At 71.7% G+C, this 23,055-nt stretch carries 19 protein-coding genes; 6 read left to right on the top strand and 13 right to left on the bottom strand.

What is annotated here, in order from left to right:
- Positions 1 to 144: 144 nt before the first annotated feature.
- The 3 genes from ACWEN0_RS43145 to ACWEN0_RS43135 are packed head-to-tail and all read right to left on the bottom strand — an operon-like array spanning position 145 to position 2,941.
- Positions 145 to 1,338 carry a kynureninase gene (locus tag ACWEN0_RS43145; protein WP_451986698.1) on the bottom strand — a complete coding sequence of 398 codons (1,194 nt, stop codon included), beginning with the start codon at positions 1,336 to 1,338 and terminating at the stop codon, positions 145 to 147.
- Positions 1,335 to 2,129, bottom strand: coding sequence for a tryptophan 2,3-dioxygenase (locus ACWEN0_RS43140; protein WP_451986696.1), 795 nt, complete (start codon positions 2,127 to 2,129; stop codon positions 1,335 to 1,337). The genes ACWEN0_RS43145 and ACWEN0_RS43140 overlap by 4 nt, the downstream gene beginning before the upstream one ends.
- Positions 2,126 to 2,941 carry a PaaX family transcriptional regulator gene (locus tag ACWEN0_RS43135; RefSeq protein ID WP_451986694.1) on the bottom strand — a complete coding sequence of 272 codons (816 nt, stop codon included), beginning with the start codon at positions 2,939 to 2,941 and terminating at the stop codon, positions 2,126 to 2,128. Before ACWEN0_RS43135 ends, ACWEN0_RS43140 begins: the two co-directional genes overlap by 4 nt.
- A 48-nt stretch (positions 2,942 to 2,989) precedes the next feature.
- Between ACWEN0_RS43135 and ACWEN0_RS43130 the strand changes: the two genes are divergently transcribed.
- From ACWEN0_RS43130 to ACWEN0_RS43115, 4 genes are read left to right on the top strand one after another with little or no spacing between them, the layout of a single operon-like run.
- Positions 2,990 to 3,742, top strand: coding sequence for a creatininase family protein (locus ACWEN0_RS43130; protein WP_451986692.1), 753 nt, complete (start codon positions 2,990 to 2,992; stop codon positions 3,740 to 3,742).
- A complete protein-coding gene (locus tag ACWEN0_RS43125; RefSeq protein ID WP_451986690.1) occupies positions 3,735 to 5,246 on the top strand; it encodes a benzoate-CoA ligase family protein in 1,512 nt (503 codons plus the stop codon). Before ACWEN0_RS43130 ends, ACWEN0_RS43125 begins: the two co-directional genes overlap by 8 nt.
- The gene (locus ACWEN0_RS43120; protein ID WP_451986688.1) at positions 5,243 to 5,935 is read left to right on the top strand and encodes an SDR family NAD(P)-dependent oxidoreductase; all 693 of its coding nucleotides are present in this window, start codon (positions 5,243 to 5,245) and stop codon (positions 5,933 to 5,935) included. Before ACWEN0_RS43125 ends, ACWEN0_RS43120 begins: the two co-directional genes overlap by 4 nt.
- A complete protein-coding gene (locus ACWEN0_RS43115; protein ID WP_451986686.1) occupies positions 5,932 to 6,759 on the top strand; it encodes an enoyl-CoA hydratase family protein in 828 nt (275 codons plus the stop codon). Before ACWEN0_RS43120 ends, ACWEN0_RS43115 begins: the two co-directional genes overlap by 4 nt.
- Here ACWEN0_RS43115 and ACWEN0_RS43110 read toward each other — a convergent pair.
- The 5 genes from ACWEN0_RS43110 to ACWEN0_RS43090 are packed head-to-tail and all read right to left on the bottom strand — an operon-like array spanning position 6,756 to position 10,516.
- Entirely contained in the window at positions 6,756 to 7,130 is a 375-nt protein-coding gene (locus tag ACWEN0_RS43110; RefSeq protein WP_451986684.1) for a VOC family protein, read from the bottom strand. The genes ACWEN0_RS43115 and ACWEN0_RS43110 overlap by 4 nt on opposite strands.
- Positions 7,130 to 8,044: an SMP-30/gluconolactonase/LRE family protein gene (locus tag ACWEN0_RS43105; RefSeq protein WP_451986682.1), complete on the bottom strand. Its 915-nt coding sequence runs from the start codon at positions 8,042 to 8,044 to the stop codon at positions 7,130 to 7,132. Before ACWEN0_RS43105 ends, ACWEN0_RS43110 begins: the two co-directional genes overlap by 1 nt.
- Positions 8,045 to 8,054: 10 nt before the next feature.
- Positions 8,055 to 8,711, bottom strand: coding sequence for a histidine phosphatase family protein (locus tag ACWEN0_RS43100; RefSeq protein ID WP_451986680.1), 657 nt, complete (start codon positions 8,709 to 8,711; stop codon positions 8,055 to 8,057).
- Entirely contained in the window at positions 8,712 to 9,767 is a 1,056-nt protein-coding gene (locus tag ACWEN0_RS43095) for a phosphotransferase family protein (protein WP_451986678.1), read from the bottom strand. It lies immediately after the preceding gene.
- On the bottom strand, positions 9,764 to 10,516 hold the full coding sequence (locus ACWEN0_RS43090) for an SDR family oxidoreductase (RefSeq protein WP_451986676.1): 753 nt from the start codon (positions 10,514 to 10,516) through the stop codon (positions 9,764 to 9,766). Before ACWEN0_RS43090 ends, ACWEN0_RS43095 begins: the two co-directional genes overlap by 4 nt.
- A 375-nt stretch (positions 10,517 to 10,891) precedes the next feature.
- Here ACWEN0_RS43090 and ACWEN0_RS43085 point away from each other — a divergent pair, with 375 nt between their 5' ends.
- Entirely contained in the window at positions 10,892 to 11,818 is a 927-nt protein-coding gene (locus ACWEN0_RS43085; protein WP_451986674.1) for a hypothetical protein, read from the top strand.
- 52 nt (positions 11,819 to 11,870) lie between these two features.
- Here ACWEN0_RS43085 and ACWEN0_RS43080 read toward each other — a convergent pair whose 3' ends face one another.
- Complete coding sequence (locus ACWEN0_RS43080) at positions 11,871 to 13,505, bottom strand: acyl-CoA synthetase (RefSeq protein ID WP_451986672.1); 1,635 nt, start codon at positions 13,503 to 13,505, stop codon at positions 11,871 to 11,873.
- Positions 13,506 to 13,661: 156 nt separating this feature from the next.
- Between ACWEN0_RS43080 and ACWEN0_RS43075 the strand changes: the two genes are divergently transcribed.
- Entirely contained in the window at positions 13,662 to 15,350 is a 1,689-nt protein-coding gene (locus ACWEN0_RS43075; protein WP_451986670.1) for a bifunctional 3'-5' exonuclease/DNA polymerase, read from the top strand.
- A 38-nt stretch (positions 15,351 to 15,388) separates the two neighbouring features.
- Here ACWEN0_RS43075 and ACWEN0_RS43070 read toward each other — a convergent pair whose 3' ends face one another.
- The 4 genes from ACWEN0_RS43070 to ACWEN0_RS43055 form a co-directional block, all read right to left on the bottom strand.
- Positions 15,389 to 17,152, bottom strand: a complete 1,764-nt coding sequence (locus tag ACWEN0_RS43070) for a sialidase family protein (protein ID WP_451986668.1) — start codon at positions 17,150 to 17,152, stop codon at positions 15,389 to 15,391.
- A gap of 255 nt (positions 17,153 to 17,407) precedes the next feature.
- Entirely contained in the window at positions 17,408 to 21,238 is a 3,831-nt protein-coding gene (gene hrpA, locus ACWEN0_RS43065) for an ATP-dependent RNA helicase HrpA (protein ID WP_451986740.1), read from the bottom strand.
- Positions 21,239 to 21,406: 168 nt separating this feature from the next.
- On the bottom strand, positions 21,407 to 21,727 hold the full coding sequence (locus tag ACWEN0_RS43060) for a hypothetical protein (protein ID WP_451986666.1): 321 nt from the start codon (positions 21,725 to 21,727) through the stop codon (positions 21,407 to 21,409).
- Between the two features lie 118 nt (positions 21,728 to 21,845).
- Positions 21,846 to 23,009 carry a lactate 2-monooxygenase gene (locus tag ACWEN0_RS43055; protein WP_451986664.1) on the bottom strand — a complete coding sequence of 388 codons (1,164 nt, stop codon included), beginning with the start codon at positions 23,007 to 23,009 and terminating at the stop codon, positions 21,846 to 21,848.
- Between the last annotated feature and the right edge of the window lie 46 nt (positions 23,010 to 23,055).

Below are 23,055 nucleotides of genomic sequence, written 5' to 3'. Positions count from 1 at the left end.
CATCCGCGCCCGGTTCGTGGCCGGGACGCGCTTCACGGGGTGGTCGGGTACCCGCGCGGAGGTCGTCCGCCCGGGGTGCCCGGCACCAACCTAGATCGCCGCCGTTCGCCGGACCAGTGGAGGTCCCGCGATACGGACCGGTAATCAGCCCCGGGCCACCGTGCCGAGGGTGTTCATCGCCGTCTCGAGCTGCGTGTCCGAGAGGTACGGCGCCGGGCCGAAGCGCAGGTACGGGCCGCGGCTGTCGGTGCGGACGCCGTGCTCGGCGAGCCCGGCCTGCAACCCGGCGGCGTCGGCGCAGCGCAGCGAGAGGAACCCGCCGAGCCGGTCCAGGGGCACCGAGCGGTCGCGCGTGACGACGTCCTCGGGCAGTGCCAGCTCGTCGAAGACCGCCGCGAGCAGGCCGACCTGGTGCTGCGAGACCTCGCGCAGGAACTCCGGCGTGAGGCCTTGCTCGGCGAAGAACCGCTGCACCCGGACGCCGCGGTAGTGGCTGGCCGGGTCGTAGGTCGCGCCGGCGAACCGGTCGCCGCCGGTCGCGTACGGGACCGCGCCGGGGTGGCGCGCGTCGGCCAGCGCGCCGAATTCGGCGTACCAGCCGGTGATCACCGGCCGCAGCTCCTGGGCGTGCGCGGGCAGCCGCAGGAAGCAGTTGCCCTCGCCCAGCTGCAGGTACTTGTAGCCGCCGCCGAGCACCCAGGCGTTGGTCAGCCCGAGGTCGTGCAGCGGGAACGGCACCACGCCGAGCGCGTGGTAGGCGTCGACGACGAGCTCGATCGAGCGGCCGCGGCACGAGTCGGCCAGGTGCGCGAGCCCCGGCACCAGCCGCGACGTCTCGAACAGCACGGCCGACACGAGCACCGCCGCGGTGTCGTCGTTCACCTCGCCCGCGACGCGCTCGGCGAGCGTCGTCACCGGGTCGAGCGGCACGCGCACGACCTCGACGCCCTCCTCCTCGAGGCGGGCGAGCTGGCGGCGCAGGGTGTGGAACTCGCCGTCGGTGGTGACCAGGCGCGGTCTTCGCGGCAGCTCCATCGCCGAGAGGAACCGCAGCACCAGGTCGTGCGTGCTGCCGCCGAGCGCGTACTCGCCGTGCGGGTCGCCGAGCAGCACCCGGAACCCGGCGCGCAGCTCGTCGGCCTTCGCGAAGGCGCGCTCCCACTTCTCGTCGACGTCCCGGGCGGCGTCCGCGAACGACTCTCGCAGCCCGTCCTCCGCGACGTCCGGCCACGCCTGGTGCGAATGCCCGGACAGCAGCAGGCGGTCGGCGACCCCGAACCGGGAGTAGTGCGGGGCGAGCGCGTTGTCGTCGGCGCGCAGTTCGTCCAAAGTGGTCACAGTCGGCTCCGTACGGCCCAGAGATCCGGGAACATCGGCTGGAACAACGTGGTACGCAGGTAGGTCGCGCCGGATGATCCTCCCGTCCCGGTCTTGTCGCCGATGGTGCGTTCGACCATCTTCACGTGCCGGTAGCGCCACTCCTGCATCCCTTCGTCGAGATCCACCAGACATTCCGCGACGACCGACGGTCCGCCGTCGTCGCTGTACACGTCCAGCAATATCGCTTGCAGGGCCGAAGACGGCTCCACCGGTCGAGTGACGTCTCGGTCACACCCCACCGGGTAACCAGAAGCCTTGAGATAGGCGAGAAAAGAGTCGAACAACGACGGCCGCGCCATCGCTTCGGCAATGCGTTTCCGCTGATCGCCGCCCTCGGGGTAGTGCGCGAAGACCCGCTCGTCACGGCGCCCGAGCACGGCCTCCAGCTCGCGGAACTGCGCCGACTGGAAGCCGCTCGAAGCGTCCAAACGGGCGCGGAAGCTCGTGAACTGGCTGGGGGTCATGGTTTCCAGCACGTCGATCTGCGCGACGGCGACCTTGAGGATCGTCAGGATCCGCCGCAGGATGCGGATCGAGTGCGCGGTGTTGCCCTTCTCCAGGTTCTGCTGGAGGAACGCGGCTTCGTGCAGGATCTGCTTGAACCACAGCTCGTACACCTGGTGGATGACGATGAACAGCAGCTCGTCGTGCTCGTCCGACCGCGGGCGCTGGGCGGTCAGCACCTCGTCGAGCGCGAGGTACGAGGTGTAGCTCAACGCTTCCTGCGTCTGGGCGTCGATGTCGGTCATCCCTGGGTCACCTCGTCGAAGTGGCGCTGCGCGGGTTTCGCGAGCGCGGTGTACAGATCGTGGAACAGCTCGACCGCGGCCGCCCGGTCACCCGGCGCGGGGACCAGGTCGACGGGCAGTTCCGGGTCCAGTGCCGGGAACGCCCGGAACGTGTGCACCAGCCGGGTCCGGACGTCGAAGGCTTCGGCGTCCGAGACGTCCTTCACCGCGGACCCGCCGAACTGGCCGACGAACGCGGTGTAGCGCGCGGCCAGGTCGTCGAGGTCCCAGGCCCGGCCGGCGAACCGGCGGACGTCCAGCGCCGCCGAGGGCCGCCCGAGCAGCAGGCCGGCGTGCTCGGTGACGTCCAGCTCGGCGAGCAGGGCGACGACCTCGGCCTCGCGGTCGTGCGGGGCGATCCAGGTGCCGTCCTGGTAGGGCCCGAAGCCGAGGAACCGCAGCCGCCGCACCAGCCGTTCGCGGGCCTGGCGGCGGCTCTCCGGGATGCTCTGCCAGAGCACCGTCCACTCGCCCGCGGCGCGCTCGCGGCGGCCGAGGGAGAAGATCCGGTGGTCGCCGTCGGCCAGCAGGGCGACGGTCCGCCGGGTCAGCGAGTAGTGCACCGTGCGGCCTTCGCGGTGGCGCTGGAGCAGGCCGCGGCGCACCAGCCGGGTGAGCGCGATCCGGGCCGCGCCGTCGGAGAAGCCCAGCTCGGCGAGCACCGTGACCAGGCCGCCCGACCACACCCGGCGCGTCTCACGCGGGTGCACGTAGCTGCCCAGCAACGTCACGACCAGCTCCTGAGGGCTGGCGTCGAAGGCGTCTCCGGGCATGAACGCAACTCTATACACCTCAGGCCGCTGCGGTGTAGCGTGAATTGCGTGACGTACTTCGCGGACCTCAGCTCGCGGCAGGTCGCGTCGTTGGCCGACGGCCCGCGCGTCCCCGTGCTGCTGCTCCCGCTGGGTGCGGTCGAGCCGCACGGCCCGCACGCGCCGCTGGGCACCGACCCGCTGATCTCGCGCGGGATGTGCGAGCGGGCGGCCGCTCGCTTGGCCGCCGACTCCGAAGTGCACGTGCTGGTGCTGCCCGAAGTGCCCTACGGCGTGACGCGGTTCGCGGCCGGGTTCGCCGGCGGCGTCCACATCGGCGAGGAGACCCTGCACTCGCTGATCGTCGACATCTCCTCGGCGCTGATCGGCCAGCGCCTGCGCCGGATCCTGCTGGTCAACAACCACTTCGAGCCCGCGCACCTGGTCACGCTCCGGCGCGCGGCCGAGACGGTGAACTTTGCCTACGACGGCCGCGTCGCGCTGCTCGACCTGGTCCGGCGGCGGCACGCGCAGCGGCTGACCGAGGAGTTCAAGTCCGGCGAGTGCCACGCCGGGCGGTACGAGACGTCGCTGGTGCTCGCGGACCGGCCGGAACTGGTCGACCAGGGGCTGATGCGGACGTTGCCGCACGTGCCCGTGAGCCTGGCCTCGGCGCCCGAGGACGGCGGTTTTCTCGAGATGGGGATGACCGAGGCGTACTGCGGGTCTCCCGCCGAAGCGACCGCGGCCGAAGGCGAAGCGACGTTCTCGACCCTGACCGATCTGCTGGTGGAAGCGATCCGGGAGCTGGCCCGTGAGTGAGCCGTTCAACCTCGCCACGTTCTTCCTCGACCGGCACGTGGCCGAGGGCCGCGACTCGCGAACCGCCCTTTTCGTCGGTGACCGGACCGTGAGCTACGCGGATTTGGCGGCCCTGGCGAACCGCGTCGGCAACGTGCTGCTGGACGCGGGTGTCCGAAAAGGACAGCGAGTGCTGCTGGCGCTGAGCGACGGCGACGAGTTCGTCGCGACCTGGTACGGCGCGCAGAAGATCGGCGCCGTCACCGCCGAGGTCTACCCCTTCCTGCAGCCCAAGGACTACGCGTACTACCTCGGCTACACCGAGGCCGTGGCGGTGATCGCGGACGCCGTCACACTGCCTGCGCTCCGGGAGGCGGGCGCGACCGGGTTGTTCGTCACCGGCGTGCCCGAGGGTGAACTGCTCCCGGGTGAGCGTCCATTCCGGACATTGCTCGACGCGGCGCCGGACACCCTCGAAGCCGCACCGACCACTGTGGACGAAATCGGGATCTGGAAGTTCACCACCGGCAGCACCGGCGCGCCCAAGGCGTGCGTACATCCGTTGCGGAGCGCCAAAGAGAGCTTCGAACGGTACGCCGTGCAGGTGCTCGGACTGCGCGAAGACGACCGTGTGCTCGCCGTGCCCAAGCTGTTCTTCGGGTACGCGCGCGACCTCGTGGCGCTGTTCCCGTTCGGCGTCGGCGCCGCCGGGATCGCGTTCCCCGAGCGCAGCACCGCGGACCTGATGTTCGAGCTCATCGCGAAGCACCGGCCGACCGTCCTGGTCAACGTGCCGACCATGATGAGCGCGATGGTCGCGCACCCGGCCGCGGCGTCACAGGACCTGAGCTGCCTGCGCATGACGACGTCCGCGGGCGAGGCGCTGCCTTCGGAGCTGCACCGGAAGTGGGACGCGACGTTCGGCGTGCCGGTGGTGGACGGCATCGGCTCGTCGGAGGCGTACCACATCTACCTGTCGAACCGGCCCGGCGCCGCGCGGATCGGCACGCTCGGCACCGAGGTGCCCGGCTACCACGCGCAGGTCGTCGACGAGCTCGGAAACCCTTTGCCGGACGGGGAAATCGGGCCGCTGCGGGTGACCGGGCCGACGATCGCGCTGGAGTACCACGGCGACCCCGAGAAGTCCGCGAAGACGTTCGACGGCGACACGCTGACATCCGGCGACCTCTTCAGCCGTGACGAGGGCTTCTTCCGCCACCACGGGCGGGCCGACGCGCTGCTCAAGGTCGGCGGCGTGTTCGTCGCGCCCGGCGAGATCGAGGACTGCCTGCTCGGGCACCCCGCCGTGACGGACTGCGCGGTGCTCGGCCAGGAGGTCGACGGGCTGGTCGTGCCGCGCGCGTACGTCGTGACGCGTGCCCCGGTGACCGCCGAGGAGCTCAAAGAGCATGCGAAAGCCCACCTGGCCAAGCACAAGTACCCCCGCGAAGTGGTGTTCATGACGGAACTTCCCCGGACCGCCAACGGAAAGCTCGACCGGCGCGCACTGGCGGGCCGGTCGTGAGCCGCCTGGTCGTGGTCACCGGCGGGACCCGCGGGATCGGCGCGGCGATCGCGGCGCGGTTCCGCGCCGCCGGCGACACGGTGCTCGCGCCGGGCCGCGCCGAATGCGACGTCACCGACGAAGACGCCGTCACGGCCTATTTCGCTTCGGCCGGGCCGGTCGACGTGCTGGTGAACAACGCCGGGATCTCGTCGAGCGCGCCGACGGCCAAGACCTCGCTCGACGACTGGCGCGGCCAGTTCGAGGTCAACGCGACCGGGGCGTTCCTGTGCACCCGCGCGGTGCTGCCGGGGATGCGCTCGCGGGACCGTGGCCGGATCGTCACGGTGGCGTCGACGGCGTCGCACGCCGGCTACCGCTACACGGCCGGGTACACGGCGTCCAAGCACGCGGCGGTCGGGCTCATGCGGGCGGTCGCGGCGGAGCTGGCCGGCACCGGCGTCACGGCGAACGCGGTCTGCCCGGCGTTCGTCCGCACCGACATGACGGCGACTTCGGTGGCGCGGATCCGGGAGCGCACCGGACGGGCGTCTTCCGAGGCGGAAGCGGCGCTGGCCGCGGCGTCCCCGCTCGGCAGGCTCCTGGAACCTTCCGAGGTGGCGTTCACCGTCGCCTTCCTGGCGGCGCCCGAAGCCGCCGCGATCAACGGCCAGACCCTCGTACTCGACGGCGGAGGAATCCAGTCATGAGCCCGTTCCGCGCGACCGCACCGCTGACGAAGGAGTGGGAGCACTTCGGCTTCACCGTGGACGACGGCGTCGCGACGGTGACGTTCACCCGGCCCGAGAAGCTGAACGCGCTGACGTTCGACGTCTACGCCGACCTGCGTGACCTGATCACCGAGCTGCCGCAGCACGAGGACGTCCGCGTGCTGGTGATCACCGGGGAGGGCCGCGGGTTCTGTTCGGGCGGCGACGTCGAAGAGATCATCGGCGAGCTGCAGAAGTTCGAGACGGCGGAGCTGCTGGAGTTCACGCGCATGACGGGCGCGGTGGTGAAGGCGCTGCGCGAGTGCCCGCTGCCGGTGATCGCGGCGGTCAACGGCGTCGCGGCGGGCGCGGGCTCGGTGATCGCGCTGGCGAGCGACTTCCGGTTGCTGGCGGAGTCGGCGAAGTTCGCGTTCCTGTTCACGAAGGTGGGCTTGGCGGGCGCGGACATGGGCTCGGCTTATCTCCTGCCGCGCCTGGTGGGCCTGGGCCGCGCGACCGAACTGCTGCTGCTGGGCGACAAGGTCTCCGCGGCGCGCGCGTCGGAAATCGGCTTGGCTTCGCAGGTGGTGCCCGATTCCGAGCTGACCTCGACGGCGTCGGCGTTGGCCCGCCGGCTCGCGGACGGCCCGGCCCTGGCCTACGCGACGACGAAGGTGCTCCTGACCCGCGAGCTGGACATGGACCTGGGCAGCGCGATCGAGCTGGAGGCGATCACCCAGGCCCTCCTGATGACGGCCAAGGACCACAAGGAGTTCTACGCGGCCTGGTCCGCCGGCCGCGAACCCCGCTGGACCGGCCGTTAACGGACCACTTCCCCGAGCCCGATGAGGTTGCCTTCGCTGTCGCGGAACCAGGCCGCCCGTTCACCGGTGCCCTTGCTCGGGTAGTTGCCGCGGATCTCGACGATCCCGGCGTCCTCGAAGACCACGCCACGCTCCTTGAGCGCGGCCACGGTCGCGTCGAGGTCGTCGACGTAGAAGGCCACCTGGGTGAACGTGCCGTTCGACGCACCCGCCGAGGTGTAGAGGCAGAAGACGCCCGAAGCGCCTTCGTACCGCAGGCCCCCTTCACGTTCCTCGGCCGGCTCGAGGCCCAGCTTCTCGCTGTACCACCGACGGGCGCGGTCGAGGTCCTGCGTGGGAAGACGCGATTCGAACCGGAGGTTGGTCAGCATCACCCGATGCTAGCCGTCACCGCGACCGCGTTCTCCTCCAGCGAACCGAAGTACAGCTTGCCCTGCCACTCGCGGACGCCCACCAGCATGTGGAAGCCGTCGATCTCCCCGCGCAGCGCATGCTTCACCGTGCCGTCCGGGGCCACGCCCAGCACGCCCACATCGCGCCCGGGGCTCGGCTGCAGCGACGTCGGCAGTGCGCGGACCCCGGCGCGCACGAAGCCGGGCAGGCGGCGGACCACGTCCAACGCCGCCACGCGCGGGGAGGCCTGGGTGATCCAGATCAGGCCGTCCGTGCCCGTCGAGATGTTGTCCGGGAAGCCCCACAGCCCGTCGACCAGAACGTCGGAACGGCCGTCCGGCCACACCCTCGACACGCTGAACGCACCCGTCTCCGCCACCGCCACGAACGACTCGTCCGGGGCCAGTGCGACGCCGTTCGCGAACTGCAGGCCGTCGAGCAGCAGGTCGATCGAGCCGTCCGGGGAACGCCGCAGCAGGCGGCCGCCCGCGGTCTGCTCGATCAGGTCGTCGCGCCAGTTGTCGATACCGAAGCGGCGCGACGAGTCCGTGAAGTACACCGTGCCGTCCGAAGCCACCGCCGCGTTGTTGCAGAACACGAAGTCGAGCCCCAGCGCCGAGGTCGCCAGCACCGCGGGCGTGCCGCCGGCCAGCGGCACCACCAGCAGGCCCGCCCGCGCGTCGCAGATCAGCAGCTCGTCCTCGCCGTAGAGCTCCAACCCCAACGGGCGGCCACCGGTGTCGGCGATGACGTCGATGCGGGTGCCGTCCGGCGACAGGCGCAGGATCCGCCCGTCGTCGACGCCGGTGTAGATCCGGCCCTCGCCGTCGACCACGACGTCCTCGGGGCCGTGCCCGTTCACCGGGATGACCGTGACCTCGCCGAACCGCATCGAACGTCTCCTACCGGTAGGTGAGCAACGGGGCCGCGTCCGCTTCGAAGTGCGGGTGTTCGTTGAACGACAGCATCGTGACCCCGCCGCGCCCGGACACCAGCTTCGTGATGCCGCCGTTGACCGTGACGCGGTTGAGCTTGAGCAGCCCGGCTTCGGGCGTCCCCATCAGGAGCCCGCAGAGCGTCGCGATCACGCCGCCGGAGGTGAACACGACCGCGTGCTCCCCCTTGCCCAGTGCCGCCACGAGGTCTTCCAGCGCGCCGCGGCAGCGCGCGAGGAACGCGGGCCACGTCTCGGCGCACGGCCCGCCCTCGCCCGCCGTGGTCCACGCCGTCAGGGCCGCGTCCAGAACCCCCTGGTACGCGCGGGAATCCTCCTGCGGCGCGCCGCCGGCGTGGTGCCGGGCGATGTCGACGTGGTCGTACTCGTTCCAGCGCGGGTCCTCGACCACCGGGACGTCCGAGCCGAGCACCTTCAGCGCCGTCGCGGCGGTGTCCCGCTGCCGCGCCAGCGTTCCCGAACGGATCTGACTGAAGGACATGTTGCGCCGCAACAGTTCTGCACCGACCACAGTGGACTGTTCGAAACCGCGCGGCGAAAGCGCGTCGTAGTCCTCCGCGCCGAACGACGCCTGCCCGTGCCGGACGAGGTAGATCGCGCCCACTCAGCCCCTCCCCTTCGCGATGATCTCCCGGCAGCGCCAGTCCAGGTACCCGACGAACTGCCAGAAGTCCTTGAACGCCGGGTTGCGCGTGGCGCCGTCCGCGTAGCGCCGGTACAGCTGCTGCAGCACCGCGGCGAGCCGGAACAGGCCGTAGACCTCGTAGAACCGCCAGTCCCCCACGGCCAGCCCGGTCTTCTCGGCGTACCGCGCGACGAACTCCTCGCGCGTGAACATGCCGGGCAGGTGCGTCGGCTGGCGGCGGCTCGCCTTCATGACGTCGTCGTCATCGGCCTGCACCCAGTAGGCGAGCATGCTGCCCAGCTCCATCAGCGGGTCGCCGAGCGTGGCCATCTCCCAGTCGAGGACGCCGGTGATGGTCAACGTCGAGGGCCCGTCGAGCACCAGGTTGTCGAGCCGGTAGTCGTTGTGGATCAGGCAGATCTTCACCTCGGGCGGCTGGTTCGAAGCCAGCCACGAGCGGACCTCGGCGAAGTCGCCGACGTTGTCCGTGCGCGCCGCGGTGTACCGGTCCGACCAGCCGCGGATCTGCCGTTCGACGTACCCGGCGCCCTTGCCCAGGTCGGCCAGCCCGGCCGCCTCGACGTCGACGGCGTGCAGGTCCACCAGCCGGTCGACGACCTTGCCGGACAGCTCGCGGGCCTGCTCCGGGGTCAGCTCGAGCCCGGCGGGCAGGTCGCCGCGCAGGATCAGGCCGTCGAGCTTCTCCATGACGTAGAAGTCGCCGCCGAGCAGGGCCGGGTCGTCGCCGAACGCCAGCATCCGCGGCACGTACGGGAACACCGGCTTGAGCGCGTGCTGCACGCGGTACTCGCGCCGCATGTCGTGCGCGGACGCCGCCTTGTGCCCGGCGGGCGGCCGGCGCAGGATCAGCTCGCGGTCGGGGTAGGTCAGCAGGTACGTCAGGTTCGACGCGCCGCCGGGGAACTGCCGGACGCGCGGCGGCTCGGCGCCGAGGCCCTCGACCCGCGGGGCCAGCCAGGCGTGCACCGCGGCGACGTCGAAGGCGTCTTCCTCCCGCACTTCGATGGTGCTCACGCGAACCTCCTCAGCACCGCGGACGGCACCACGCGCATCACGGCCGACAGCGGCACCCACGGCCACGCCGGGACGTAGGCGCGGCGCGGCTCGGCCTCGATCGCCTTGACCAGCGCCCGCGCCCCGGTCTCGGCTCCGGCGAGCAACGGGTTGCGGCCGATCCGGTCGTTCATCTCGGACTCGATGTAGCCCGGCCGGACGTCGGTGACGGTGATGCCCTTGCGCTTCAGCTCGAGGCGGGCGCCCTCGACGAACGCCGAGATCCCGGCCTTCGAGGCGGCGTACGCGGTGAGGTTGCCCGGCATGGCCCGCAGCGCGCTGAACGACGAGACGACGGCGAGGTGCCCGCTGCCCTGCGCGCGGAATATTTCGGCGGCGGCTTCGACCTGGGCGGCGGCCGCGACGAAGTTGACTTCGAGGGTCTGGCGGTTGGCGTCGAACCGGCCCTTGCCGACCGGCTGCCCCTTCCCGAGCCCGGCGTTCACGATCACCCGGTCGAGGGACCCCAGCTCGTCCCGGAACTCCGCGAAGACGGCGAACACGCGGTCGTGGTCGGTGACGTCGAGGGTGCGGGTGACCACCCTGATCCCGGGGTGCGCTCCTTCGAGCTCCTTGGCGAGCGCCTCGAGGCGTTCGGTGCGCCGCGCGCACAGCGCCAGGTTGCGCCCCTTCGCCGCGAACTGGCGGGCCATACCCTCGCCCAGCCCGCTGCTGGCGCCGGTGATCAGGATGTTCTTCCGGAGGGTCATAGCCCGGGATGCTACCCGGAAGTAATAAGACCGGTGGCCCGGCGCTGGGGGCGTCGCCGGGCCACCGGTCATCGCGCGGCCACTCCGGCCGGTCGCACAACGCGGCCGGGTGAGCCGGAGCCGTTGTCCACGGCTTCTCGGCCTGCGCCCGGGTGGGCCGTGAGGGGGAGGCGGGGCCACCGGCGCAGGCAAGTCATACAAGCGCGTCCGCCCAGGCCGGGGCAATGGTTCACAGTTGCCAGTACTAGCCCGTTCGCCCGAGTGGACGCGTGGCGCGACCGTCGCGAAGACGGCCGCGGACGACCGCGCGAATCCTGCTAACGTGCACCGTGTCGGGGATCGTCGGGGGACGCACGGGGGCGGGTCGGATCGGCAATGGCGGGCAGCATGGCGGGCGGCCGGGAAGGTGAGCGCACGGCGTTCGCGGCCCAGCTGCGCGCGGCCATCGCCACCAGCGGGCTCTCCCTCGACCGGATCCAGGCGCGGCTGCGCGCCCGCGGCGTCGTCGTCAGCGTCACCGCCCTGAGTTACTGGCAGTCCGGCAAGCGCCAGCCGGAGCGGCAGAGCTCGCTGTCGGCCGTACGCACGCTCGAAGAGATCCTCGACGTCCCCGCCGGGTCGCTGCTCGGCCTGCTGCCGCCGCCCCGGCCGCGCGGCGGCGCCGGGAAACGCCACGCCGGCGGCGAGCCCATGACGTTCCCCCGCGAGGTCCTGCAGCCGCTGCTGGACAAGGTCGGCGCGCCGGACGCGCTCGAGCGCCAGCACCCGCTGAAGCTGGTCGGCCTGCACGACCTGTGCGAAATCGCCGCGGACGGCGGCCAGCGCTCGGTCACCGCGCGCGCGGTGTTCCAGTCGGGCGCGGACGGCCAGGACCGCTGGCTGCTCGTCTACACCCAGGACGACCCGGCGGCCGGGCCCCCGCAGCTGCACGCGGTGCGCAACTGCCGCGTCGGCCGCGCCGAAGCCGACGAGGCGCACGGGCTGCTCGTCGCCGAACTGGTGTTCGACCGGCCGATCGACCGCGGCGAGACGCACCTGATCGAGTACACGCTGACCAACGGCGGGCCGCCGTACCCGGAGTGCCGCAACACCTACTACCGCGAGTTCCGCCGCCCGGTCCGGGAGTACCTGCTGGAGGTCCGGTTCGCCCCGGGCACGGCGCCGGGCCGCTGCTGGCAGTACTCGCGAAACGGCGCGACCGGCAGCCGCGGCCGCCGCCCCCTCAAGCTGGACGGCGGCGACGGCGTGCACGCGGTGGCGCTCGACTTCGGGCCGGGCGTCTTCGGCATCGACTGGGACTGAGCCGACCGGGTTTCCTTCGTTCGCCCTGCTCACGCGGCGCCGCTGAACGGCGTCAGGAAAGCTTGGTGCGCAACACCTTCCCGGTCGCGTTGCGGGGCAGCTCGGCCAGGAACTCGACGTCGCGGGGCACCTTGTAGCGCGCCAGGTTCGCCTTGACGTAGTCGCGGACGCCGTCGGCGTCGAGCTTCGAATCCTCCGTGCGCACGACGAACGCCTTGAGGCGCTGGCCGAACTCCGGGTCCTCGACGCCGATCACCGCCGCCTCGAGCACGTCTTCGCGTTCCACCAGGAGGTTCTCCACCTCGATCGGGAACACGTTCTCACCACCCGAGACGATCATTTCGTCGTCGCGGCCGTCGATGAACAGCAGGCCGTCTTCGTCGAAGTGGCCGACGTCGCCGCTGGACAGCAGGCCGTCGATGATCTCCTTGTGGCGGCCGTCGGTGTAGCCGCCGAAGCTCAGCCCGCTGCCGACGAACACCCGGCCGGTGACGTGCGGGTCGGTGATGCGGCCGCCGTCCGGGTCGTAGAGCGCGACCTTGCAGCCCACCGGCGCGCGACCGACGGTGCCCGGCGCCTTCGCCCAGTCCTCCGGCGTCGCGACCGTCGCCACGGCGACCTCGGTCGAGCCGTAGAGGTTGTGCACGACCGGGCCGAACGCCTCGTTCGCGCGGTTGCCGAGGTCCGGCGACAACGCCGAGCCCGCGACGAAGATGATCCGCAGCGACGACGTGTCGTACTTCGCCAGGACGTCCTTCGGCAGGTCGACGATGCGCTGCAGCATGGTCGGCACCAGCACGAGCGCGGTGCACTTGTGCTCGGCGACGCCGCGCAGCGCCTCCTCCGGGTTGAACTTGCGGCACAGCACCACCTTCGAGCCGAGCGCGAAGGACAGGATGAACTGCGACAGGCCGGTGCCGTGGAAGATCGGCGCGCCCATGTAGGTGGCTTCGTTGGCGCGCATCGGGATCCGGTCGAGGAACTGGGCGGACGCCAGCGCCGAGGTGTGCGGCCGCGGCGCGCCCTTCGGCGTGCCGGTGGTGCCGCTGGTCAGCAGCACGAAACCGCCCGGCTTGGCCGGCGCGGGCCAGGGCCGGTCGTCGGTGCTGGCGATGATCTCGCTCAGCACCGGCACGTCCCGGCCGGCCAGGTCGCTGTCCGCGTCGACCCACGCGAGGTAGCGGTCGATGCCGGCGGGGATCGCGTCGAGCAGGCCGGTGAACTCCTGGTCGTAGACGATCGCGGTGACGCCTTCGCGCTTGGCGACGTCGGCCAGCTGCGGCTTCGCGAAGCCGGTGTTCATCAGCAGCAGCCGGACGCCGAGCTTGCCCGCGGCGGCCATGGTGACGACCAGGCCGCGGTGGTCGCGGCACAGCGCGGCGACGACCTGGCCGGGCCGGATCCCGCGCTCCGACCAGGCGCGGGCGAGCGCGTTCGACTGGTCGTCGAGCTGCTTGTAGGTGAGCGGGCCGAGCTCGTCGACGAGGCCGACGGCCGTCGGGTCGCGGCGCGCCGAGATGTGGTTGGCGCCGGCGAAGGGCCCGAACTTCCGGATCGCCACCAGGGACCGGAGGCCCTCGTCGACGCGGGGGAACGGGACGAGCCCCGCCCGCCGCATCACGTCCACGCTGCGCGCCGTCTCCGCCACCTTGTCCGCCACTTGCGTGGCGAGCGCGACCAGGCTCATCCAGGCACCTCCGTTGCTGCGGGAAGAGTGCCCACGCCGACGGCACGGACGTACCGGCGGTATGGGGGCTACTGGAGAGTAAACCAACCACGCCGCGAGCGCACCAGACGTGCGCGTGGTCCGGTTTTTGTCGGTGGTGGCCGTCATGATGTCTTCGTGCAGGTGATCGCCGGGCGGGAGGAGGACGGGAGCTTCACCGTGCATTCGCCGTCCTCGACGGCGAAGGGCCTGGACGAAGCGGGTTTCCTGGCGGCGGCGCGGGAGCTGGAGGCGGCGCTCGGGCCGCGGTGGGTGTTCCCGTCGGTGGAGCTGGTGTACCCGGTGCTCGTGGCGGGCGGGCTGCGGGTGCGGCGCTGCTACGACCTCGCGCTGGCCGAGGGGCTGCTGCTGGCGTACGAGGGGCTGGAGGGGCAGTCGCGGAGCCTGCGCGCGGCCTGGGCCAGGGCGAACGGCGAAGAGCCGCCGGAAGACGCGATGGCCGTCGAGTCCGCGCAGCCGACACTGTTCGAGACGCGGACGCCGACGCTGCCCGAGGGCGTGACGGTCGTCACGGCGGTCCGGCGTGTGCTCGCCGAGCAGGAGCGGCGGGTGGCGGCGGCCGGGCACCCGGACCGGCTGCGGCTGCTGCTGGCCGCGGAGTCGGCGAGCGCGCTGGCCGCGGCCGAGATGTCGGCCGACGGCCTGCCGTGGCGGGCCGACCTCCACGAGGAGCTGCTGGTGTCGAAGCTCGGCCCACGGGTGCGCGCCGGAGAGCGGCCGAAGGTGCTGGTGGAGCTGGCGGCGAAGATCAGCGAGGCGTTCGGCGGCCGGCCGGTCAACCCGGACTCGCCGCCGAGCGTGGTCAAGGCCCTCGCGCGGGCCGGGATCGAGGTGCCGGCAGCGCGGAAGTACCTGCTGAAGGGGATCGACCACCCCGCGGTGGGGCCGCTGCTGGAGTACAAGGAGCTGTCCCGGCTGTACGCGGCGAACGGCTGGGCGTGGCTCGACGAGTGGGTCACCGACGGCCGGTTCCGCCCGCACTACGTCGTCGGCGGCGTGGTCTCCGGGCGCTGGGCCAGCCGCGGCGGCGGCGCCCTGCAGATCCCGAAGGTGCTGCGCACGTGCGTCCGCGCGGACCCGGGCTGGAAGCTCGTGGTGGCGGACGCGGCCCAGCTGGAGCCGCGGGTGCTGACGGCGTTGTCGGGCGATCGCCGCCTGGCCGACGTCGCGGCGGCGACGGACCTGTACGCGCGGCTCGGCGAAGCGTTGTTCTCGGGCGCGCGCTGGGTCCCGGCCGCCGACGACGACCGGGACGACCGGGCCCGGGCGAAGATCGCGATGCTGTCGGCGATGTACGGCGGCACGTCCGGCGAGGCGGGACCGCTGCTGGCGTTGCTGCGTCAGCGGTTCCCGGACGCGGTGTCCTATGTGGAGCGGGCCGCGCAGGCCGGCGAACGCGGCGAGCGGGTCCGGTCCCGGCTGGGCCGGACGTCCCCGGCGCCGTCGGCGGCCTGGCGGGCGTTGACCGGTGGCCTGGCCGCCGACGACGCGGCGGAGCTGAAGGCACGCCGGGCGTCCCGCGGCTGGGGCCGGTTCACGCGCAACTTCGTGGTCCAGGCCAGCGCGGCCGACATGACGGCGGTCATGCTGGCCACGCTGCGCACCCGGCTCCCCGCGCCGGCCCACCTGGTGTTCTTCCAGCACGACGAGGTCATCGTGCACACCCCGGCCGAGCTGGCGGCCGAAGTGTCCACGGCGATCACGGACTCGGTCACGGAGGCGGCGCGCATGCTGTTCGGCCCGGCCTGCCCGGTCCGGTTCCCGCTGCACATCGCCCCGGTCGAAACCTACGCCGACGCGAAGTGACGCCGTGCCGGCGCGAACCGGCCGGCACGGCGCCACCGCTACTGGACCATCGAGAGGCCCTGCGTCACCACGTCCTGGTTCGGCAGGGTCCTGCCCGGGTTGCCGCGGAAGTCGGTCCAGCACGGGTGCAGGCGGAAGTCGGCGCCCACCGCGGCCGCCGTGTAGTCGCCGATGAACACCCCCTGGAGCTCCTTGCCCGTCACCGCGCCCGCCGCCACGAACTGGACCTGCGGGTTCGACGTCTGCGTCGTGATGCGCCGGATCGGCCCGGCGTTGTCGCCCCAGCCGGTCGTGTACGCGTAGTCGAGGCCGATGCCGTTCGGGTCGTAGCCGCGGGTGTAGAACGTGACCGCGACGCGCCCGGCCCGGGCCGCGACGGCCGGGAACACCTCGTCGGCGCCCGTGCCGATCTTCGCCGGCTTCGACCAGCCGTGCCGGCCGTCGGAGCCGCTGAGGAACGCGTCGCCGTTCGTCCTGACCGACTTGCCGCCGGTGTAGGTGCCGTTGCGGTCGTCGGCCCAGGTCACCCACAGGTGGTCGGTGACGCGGTCGTAGGTCAGCTGCGGGAAGCTGTTGACCCGGAAGTTCTCACCGGTCAGCGCGTTGTTGGCGACGTCTTCGTTCACCGGGAAGTCGAAGTCGAGGCCGACCTCGGCGTGCCGGAACGTCCGGCCGCCGTCGCGCGAGGTCGCCACGACGACGGCGTCGTGGTCGGCGGGCTGGTCGCACGCGGCCGTCGCGCACACCGACGTCTCGTAGGCGATCTGCAGGGTCCCGTCGCGGGTGACGACCGGGTTCGAGCCGCTGCCGAACGGCGTGATCCCGCCGGAGAACCCGGTCAGCGACGGCGAAACCCGGCGCAGCGGCGACCACGTCCGCCCGAAGTCGCCCGACTTCGACAGCACGATCGGCGACTCGGCGAAGTTCCCGGCGGCGTCGTAGGTGAACTGCGTCCAGCTGACGTAGACCGTCCCCGTCACCGGGTCGGCGGCGATCCACTCCTTGTCGTTGAAGATGTTCGTGGGCGTCGCCGTGCCGGCCGGCGTGACGCCGTCGAGGTGCAGGATCGCCGGGTCGCCGAAGCTGCGGCCGCCGTCGTGGGACACCGACACGGCGATGCCGCTGGCGGGCTGCTGGTCGTCCGGGACCGCCGCCCGGCTGAACACGAGCGTCGCGTAATAGACGGTGTTGTGCGGCCCGAACGCGAGGGCCGGGTCACCCGCGGCGTCCATGTAGGACAGTGGGGCGCCCGCCCCGGTCGGGAAGTCCAGGTGCGGCAGCTGGACGTTCGCCCAGGTCCGGCCGCCGTCGAACGAGGTGTAGGCGAAGCCGCCGGAGTCGTTGCGGGATTCGCGGGTGTTGTAGAGCCGGTAGTCGTTCGAGCCCGCGACGATGTTGCGCGGGTTCTCCGGGTTGACGGCGATGGTCGTCTCGTTCTGGGCGGTGCTGCAGCCGGTCTGGCTGCCGGTCGGCACGATGGTGTCGCCGTCGATGACGTCGTCGTTCGGGGCGAGCGGCCGGTACGGGTTCGGCTTGCCGATGTAGGTCTGGCAGAGCGCGGACAACGAGGGGTCGTCGCCGTCCTCTTCTTCCCCGTCGGCGAACTGCTCCTTGAGCAGCGGGTTCGGCACGTCGTGGTGCGCTTCGGCGATCTTGTGCTTGCTGTGCGCGGATGCGCCGGGCAGCGGCGGCCCGCCGCCCGCGGCGTGCGCGGCCGGCGCGAGCACGACGGCGAGCGGCAGCACGAGCGCGGTGAGCGTGGCGAAGATTCTTCGCTTGGCGGACGTATCACCCAAGGACATCGGAAGGTCCTTTCCCAGGAGGTCTTCAGCCGTCCCAGGCTTGACGCCCGTGCGGGCAGGGTCAACCGACGGAAGTCCGGATCCGGACATACCGGTTTTCGGTAGCCTGGCACGGTGATCGACTACGGGCTCGACTCGTGACCGAAGGGGACGAACTCGACACCCTCGTTGCGGCGGCGGAAGATCGCGCACCTCGCCCGCCCACTGGCCGAAACCGGCCTCACCGCGATCGGTGGAGGTCGCGCGGGTCTTCCTCTAAGCCAGCGCGTCGTCGATGGCCTTGGTGATCCGCTTCAGCGACACCGGGTGCGCCGTCCCCAGCGTCTGGGCGAAGAACGAGACCCGCAGTTCCTCGATCATCCAGCGGACTTCGTCCAGCGCGGGCGACGACGTGCCCGGTGGCAGGGAACCCAGCGCGTCCTGGTACTCCGCGGTGATCCACGCGATGTCCGCCGTCCGCTGGAGGTCGCGGGTCGGCTCGGTCGGGAGCTTGTCCAGCCGGCGGGAAATCCCTTGCAGGTAGCGCACGACGTTGCGCAGCCGCGGAGCACCGGTCGCCGTCACGAAACCCGGGTACACCAGGGCCGAAAGCTGGGTGCGGACGTCGGCCAGCGACTCCGCCGGGCCGCGCGTGGCCGGCAGCTGCACCTCGACGTCGTTCGCCGCACGGAGGATCTTCTCGACCTCGGTCAGCACGTCCAGCACCGCCGGCTGCAGGCCGGCCCGGACCTTCTCCAGCAGCACCTTGAAGCCGGTCTCGTCCCACACCGGGCCGCCGCCGGCCGCCATCAGGGCGTCCACCGCGCAGTCGACGCAGTCCTCGAGCAGGGCCGCGACGCTGCCGTGCGGGTTGCGGTTGAGCACGAGCTTGGACGAGTTCGACAGCGACCTCGTGATGAACTTCATCGGCGAGTTCAGGTTGAGCCGCAGCATCCGCCGCGTGCCCGCCCACATCGCGTGTTCCTGCTGGCCCGGCGTGTCCAGCAGGCGCACCGCGACCGACGCGCCTTCGTCGACCAGTGCCGGGTACGCCTTGACGTCGTGGCCGCGCTGCGTCGACTCGAACACCTTCGGCAGCGAGCCGAACGCGGGCTTCGTCAGCCCGGCCTTTTCGAGGGTGTTGGCTGCCTTGGAGATCGTCGCGCGGACCTTCGGGGCCAGCCGCCGCTGCAGCTCCTCGACGTCCTTGCCTTCGGCCACCTTCTTGCCGCGCTCGTCGACCACCCGGAACGTCATCTTCAAGTGGTCCGGCACCGACGCGAGGTCCCAATCCGCGTAGGGCACCGTGATGCCGCGCAGCGCCCGCAGCTCGCGCCCGAGCACCTCCAGCAGCGGTCCGTCCGAAGGGGACACTCGCGCGAGGACGTCGCGAGCCGTGTCCGGCGCCGGGACGAAGTTCCGCCGCAGCGCCTTCGGCAGCGACTTGATCAGCTGGGTGACCAGCTCCTGGCGCAGCCCCGGCACCTGCCAGTCGAAGCCGTCGGGCGTCACCTGGTTCAGGACCGGCAGCGGGACGTGCACGGTGACGCCGTCGGCGTCCGCGCCCGGCTCGAACTGGTAGGTCAGCTTGAAAACCTGCGTACCCTGCGTCCACGAGTCCGGGTAGTCCGACTCGCGCACGCCGCCCGCGGTCTCGTTGATGAGCATGGACTTCTCGAACGAGAGCAGGTCCGGCTGCTCGTGGCGCGCCTTCTTCCACCAGGTGTCGAAGTGACGCACCGAGACGACGTCCGCCGGGACGCGGGCGTCGTAGAACTCGTACAGCGTCTGGTCGTCGACCAGGATGTCGCGCCGCCGCGCGCGGTTCTCGAGGTCCTCGACCTCCTCCAGCAGCGCCCGGTTCTCGGCGAAGAAGTGGTGGCGGGTCTGCCAGTCGCCCTCGACCAGCGCGTGCCGGATGAACAGCGCGCGCGACATCTCCGGGTCGATCCGCCCGTAGTTGACGCGGCGGTCGGCGACCAGCGGGACGCCGTACAGCGTCACGCGCTCGGTCGCCATCACCGCGCCCTGCTTGCGTTCCCAGTGCGGTTCGGAGTAGTTCCGCTTGACGACGTGCTGCGCCAGCGGCTCGACCCACTCCGGCTCGATGCGGGCGTTGACCCGCGCCCAGAGCCGCGACGTCTCGACCAGTTCGGCTGACATCACCCACCGCGGCTGCTTCTTGAACAGCGCCGAGCCGGGAAAAACGCCGAACCGGGCGCCGCGCGCGCCGAGGTAGTCGCCCTTGGCCGGGTCCTTGAGTCCGATGTGCGAGAGCAGCCCGGCGATCAGCGACGTGTGCACGCGCTGCGGGTCGACCGGGGTCGTGTTGGTGTTCAGGGAGATGCCCAGCGGCTTGGCCAGCTGACGCAGCTGGCTGAAGATGTCCTGCCACTCGCGCAGGCGCAGGTAGTTCAGGTACTCGGTGCGGCACATCCGCCGGAACTGGTTGCCGGACAACGCCTTCTGCTGCTCGGCGACGTACTCCCAGAGGTTCAGGTACGCGAGGAAGTCCGACGTCGGGTCGGCGAACCGCGCGTGCTGGGCGTCCGCGGCCTGCTGCTTCTCCGCCGGCCGCTCGCGCGGGTCCTGGATGGACAGTGCGGCGGCGATGATCATGACCTCGCGGACACAGCCGTTCTTCGCCGCCTCCAGGACCATCCGGCCCATCCGCGGGTCGACGGGCAGCTGCGCGAGCTTGCGGCCGATGTCGGTGAGGCTGCGGTCGGAACCGGTGCTCGAAAAGGCGCCGAGTTCCTGCAGCAGGCCGATGCCGTCGGTGACCTGGCGGCGGTCCGGCGGCTCGACGAACGGGAACGCCGCGATGTCGCCCAGCCCCAGCGACGTCATCTGCAGGATGACCGACGCGAGGTTGGTCCGCAGGATCTCCGGGTCGGTGAACTCGGGACGGCTCTCGAAGTCCGCTTCGGAATAGAGCCGGATGCAGATGCCGTCGGACGTCCGGCCGCAGCGGCCCTTGCGCTGGTTCGCCGACGCCTGCGACACCGGCTCGATCGGCAGCCGCTGGACCTTGGTGCGGTGGCTGTAGCGCGAGATCCGCGCGGTGCCCGGGTCGACGACGTACTTGATGCCCGGCACGGTCAGCGACGTCTCGGCGACGTTCGTCGCGAGCACCACGCGCCGCCCGGTGTGGGACTGGAAGATGCGCTGCTGCTCGGCCGACGACAGCCGCGCGTACAGCGGCAGCACTTCGGTGTTCCGCAGGTTCGCCCGGGTGAGGACGTCCGCGGTGTCGCGGATCTCGCGCTCGCCGGAGAGGAACACCAGGATGTCGCCGGGGCCCTCGGCGCACAGCTCCTCGACGGCGTCGAGGATGCCCTGGGTCTGGTCGCGCTCGTCGTCCTCGGGCCGGTCGGGGTCGACGAGCGGCCGGTAGCGCGTCTCGACCGGGTAGGTCCGGCCGGAGACCTCGACGATCGGCGCGTCGTCGAAGTGCTTCGAGAACCGCTCGGGGTCGATGGTCGCCGAGGTGATGATGACCTTGAGGTCGGGGCGGCGCGGCAGCAGCTGCTTGAGGTAGCCGAGGATGAAGTCGATGTTGAGGCTGCGCTCGTGGGCCTCGTCGATGATGAGGGTGTCGTACTGGCGCAGCGAGCGGTCGGTCTGGATCTCGGCGAGCAGGATGCCGTCGGTCATCAGCTTGACCAGCGTGTCCTGCCCCGACTGGTCGGTGAACCGCACCTTGTAGCCGACGGTGTCGCCGAGCTCGGTCTTCAGCTCGCTCGCGATCCGGTCGGCGACCGTGCGGGCGGCCAGCCGCCGCGGCTGGGTGTGCCCGATCTGGCCGCGGATGCCGCGGCCGAGCTCGAGGCAGATCTTCGGCAGCTGGGTGGTCTTGCCCGAGCCGGTCTCCCCCGCGACGATCACGACCTGGTGCTCGCCGATGGCCGCGGCGATCTCGTCCTTGAGCCTGCTGACCGGCAGCTCTTCGGGGTATTCGATCTTGGGCACGCTTTCGCGGCGTGCCTGGACGCGCAGCTCGGCCGCGTCGACGTCGGCGGCGATCCGCGCCAGGACGGCGTCGCGGTCGCGGGCCTTGCGGGCACCGTCGAGCCGCCGGCGCAACCGCTGCTCGTCGCGCGGCATCAGCTCGGGCAGGCGCGCACGCAGCGCTGCGAAAGGGGATGGCGTGGACATACTTGCACCCAGGATAGCCGTGCGTGACCGACCCGGCCTCCGAATATCCCCGCCGCGTGACCGGGCGCACGCGAACGGCCCCGCACCGGGTGGGTGCGGGGCCGTCCGGAACGGGACTCAGCCGGGCTGGCCGGGCTGCTGCGGGTACTGCTGCTGTGCCTGCGGCTGGCCGGCGTAGGGCTGCGGCTGGCCGGGGAACTGGCCACCGGGCGCGGGCTGGGCGAACTGCTGCTGCGGCTTGGGCGCCTTCGCGCGGCTGATCGCCACCGAACCGCCGACCAGCGCGAGGCCGACCAGGCCGAGCACGATGCCGAAGCCGGGCTGCATGTCCGACGCCCAGGCGATGAGCCGGAACTCGTAGTCGAACTGCTCGAGGATCAGCGATCCGAAGCCGAGCACGGCGAACAGGATGCCGATGCGCATCATGATCGAAGACATGGAAAACCCCCAACGGGAAAGGAAAACCGGGAAGCAGGCCGCCCCCGACGACCCGCGATGGGACTCGAACAGTAGCCGCCGGGTTCCCGGTTGTCCCCCGCTTTCCCGTTTCGTTACCTCACGTCCGCCGGAGCGAGTCCGGGCCCAGGTCGGCGAGGGTGTGGTGGCCGGAAAGCCCCATGGTCAGGTCGAAGTCCGCCAGCAGGCTCCGCAGGACGTGCCGGACGCCGTCCTCGCCCGCGTGCGCCAGGCCGTACACCCACGGCCGGCCGACCAGGACCGCCCGCGCGCCCAGCGCGATCGCCTTCAGCACGTCCGCGCCGGTGCGGACGCCCGAGTCGAACAGCACCTCCATGCGGTCGCCGACCGCCGCGACGATCCCGGGCAGCGCCTCCAGGGCCCCGATCGCGCCGTCGACCTGGCGGCCGCCGTGGTTCGACACGACGATGCCGTCCATGCCGGCCTCGGCCGCGCGGCGCGCGTCGGCGACGTGCTGGATGCCCTTGAGGACGATCGGGCCGTCCCAGTGCTCGCGCAGGAACGGCAGCTGGTCCCACGTCCGGTCGGTGCCGGTGATCATGCCCAGCCAGGTGAGGATCGCCGTGCCGCGGTCCTCCTCGGGCGTCTTCTCCAGGCGGGAGCGGAACACCGGGTCCGTGAACGGGACGGCGAGCCCTTCGCCCTGCAGGAACGGCAGGTACGACTGGTCCAGATCGGACGGTCGCCAGGCCAGCGTCCACGTGTCGAGCGTGACGACCAGCGCCGTGTAGCCGGCCGCCTTCGCGCGGGCCAGCAGGCTCGCGCAGACGTCCGGATCGCCGGGCCAGTACAGCTGGAACCAGCGCGGGCCGTCGCCGTTGGCCGCGGCGACGTCCTCGATGCCGGTCGACGACGCCGAGGAGAGGATGAACGGCAGGCCCACCGAGGCGGCGGCGCGGGCGGTCGCGGACTCGGCGTCCGGGTGGACGATCGACTGGACGCCGACGGGCGCGACGGCGACCGGCGCGGGCAGCCGGGTGCCGAGCACCGTGGTGGCCAGGTCGCGGTCGGTGGCGCCGGTCAGCATCCGCGGCACGACGCGCCAGCGGTCGAACGCCTCGCGGTTGGCGCGGGCCGTCGCGCCGGAGCCGGCCGCGCCCGCGACGTAGGAGAACGGACCGGGCGCCATGACCTCACGGGCCGACGCCTCGAGCTTGGTCGCGTCGGTCGAGCACGGCGGCAGCTGACCCCCGAGTCCCTGCAGGTAGAGCTCGTTTTGGTAGCTGCCGAAGCGTTCGGTCACGTCTGCCTCCTCGCGTTCGAAGGCGCACTGTACTCGCCGGTAACGG

It is taken from the genome of Amycolatopsis sp. NPDC004378 (genome assembly GCF_053602455.1).
This window is presented reverse-complemented; position numbering and strand designations above follow the sequence as displayed.

What these genes read in the sequence shown, in the direction of transcription:
- ACWEN0_RS43110 (WP_451986684.1), bottom strand. Translation starts at nt 7,130, where the DNA reads ATGCTGACCAACCTCCGGTTCGAATCGCGTCTTCCCACGCAGGACCTC.
- ACWEN0_RS43085 (WP_451986674.1), top strand. Translation starts at nt 10,892, where the DNA reads ATGGCGGGCAGCATGGCGGGCGGCCGGGAAGGTGAGCGCACGGCGTTC.
- ACWEN0_RS43135 (WP_451986694.1), bottom strand. Translation starts at nt 2,941, where the DNA reads ATGCCCGGAGACGCCTTCGACGCCAGCCCTCAGGAGCTGGTCGTGACG.
- ACWEN0_RS43140 (WP_451986696.1), bottom strand. Translation starts at nt 2,129, where the DNA reads ATGACCGACATCGACGCCCAGACGCAGGAAGCGTTGAGCTACACCTCG.
- ACWEN0_RS43070 (WP_451986668.1), bottom strand. Translation starts at nt 17,152, where the DNA reads ATGTCCTTGGGTGATACGTCCGCCAAGCGAAGAATCTTCGCCACGCTC.
- ACWEN0_RS43090 (WP_451986676.1), bottom strand. Translation starts at nt 10,516, where the DNA reads ATGACCCTCCGGAAGAACATCCTGATCACCGGCGCCAGCAGCGGGCTG.
- ACWEN0_RS43115 (WP_451986686.1), top strand. Translation starts at nt 5,932, where the DNA reads ATGAGCCCGTTCCGCGCGACCGCACCGCTGACGAAGGAGTGGGAGCAC.
- ACWEN0_RS43105 (WP_451986682.1), bottom strand. Translation starts at nt 8,044, where the DNA reads ATGCGGTTCGGCGAGGTCACGGTCATCCCGGTGAACGGGCACGGCCCC.
- ACWEN0_RS43080 (WP_451986672.1), bottom strand. Translation starts at nt 13,505, where the DNA reads ATGAGCCTGGTCGCGCTCGCCACGCAAGTGGCGGACAAGGTGGCGGAG.
- ACWEN0_RS43060 (WP_451986666.1), bottom strand. Translation starts at nt 21,727, where the DNA reads ATGTCTTCGATCATGATGCGCATCGGCATCCTGTTCGCCGTGCTCGGC.
- hrpA (WP_451986740.1), bottom strand. Translation starts at nt 21,238, where the DNA reads ATGCCGCGCGACGAGCAGCGGTTGCGCCGGCGGCTCGACGGTGCCCGC.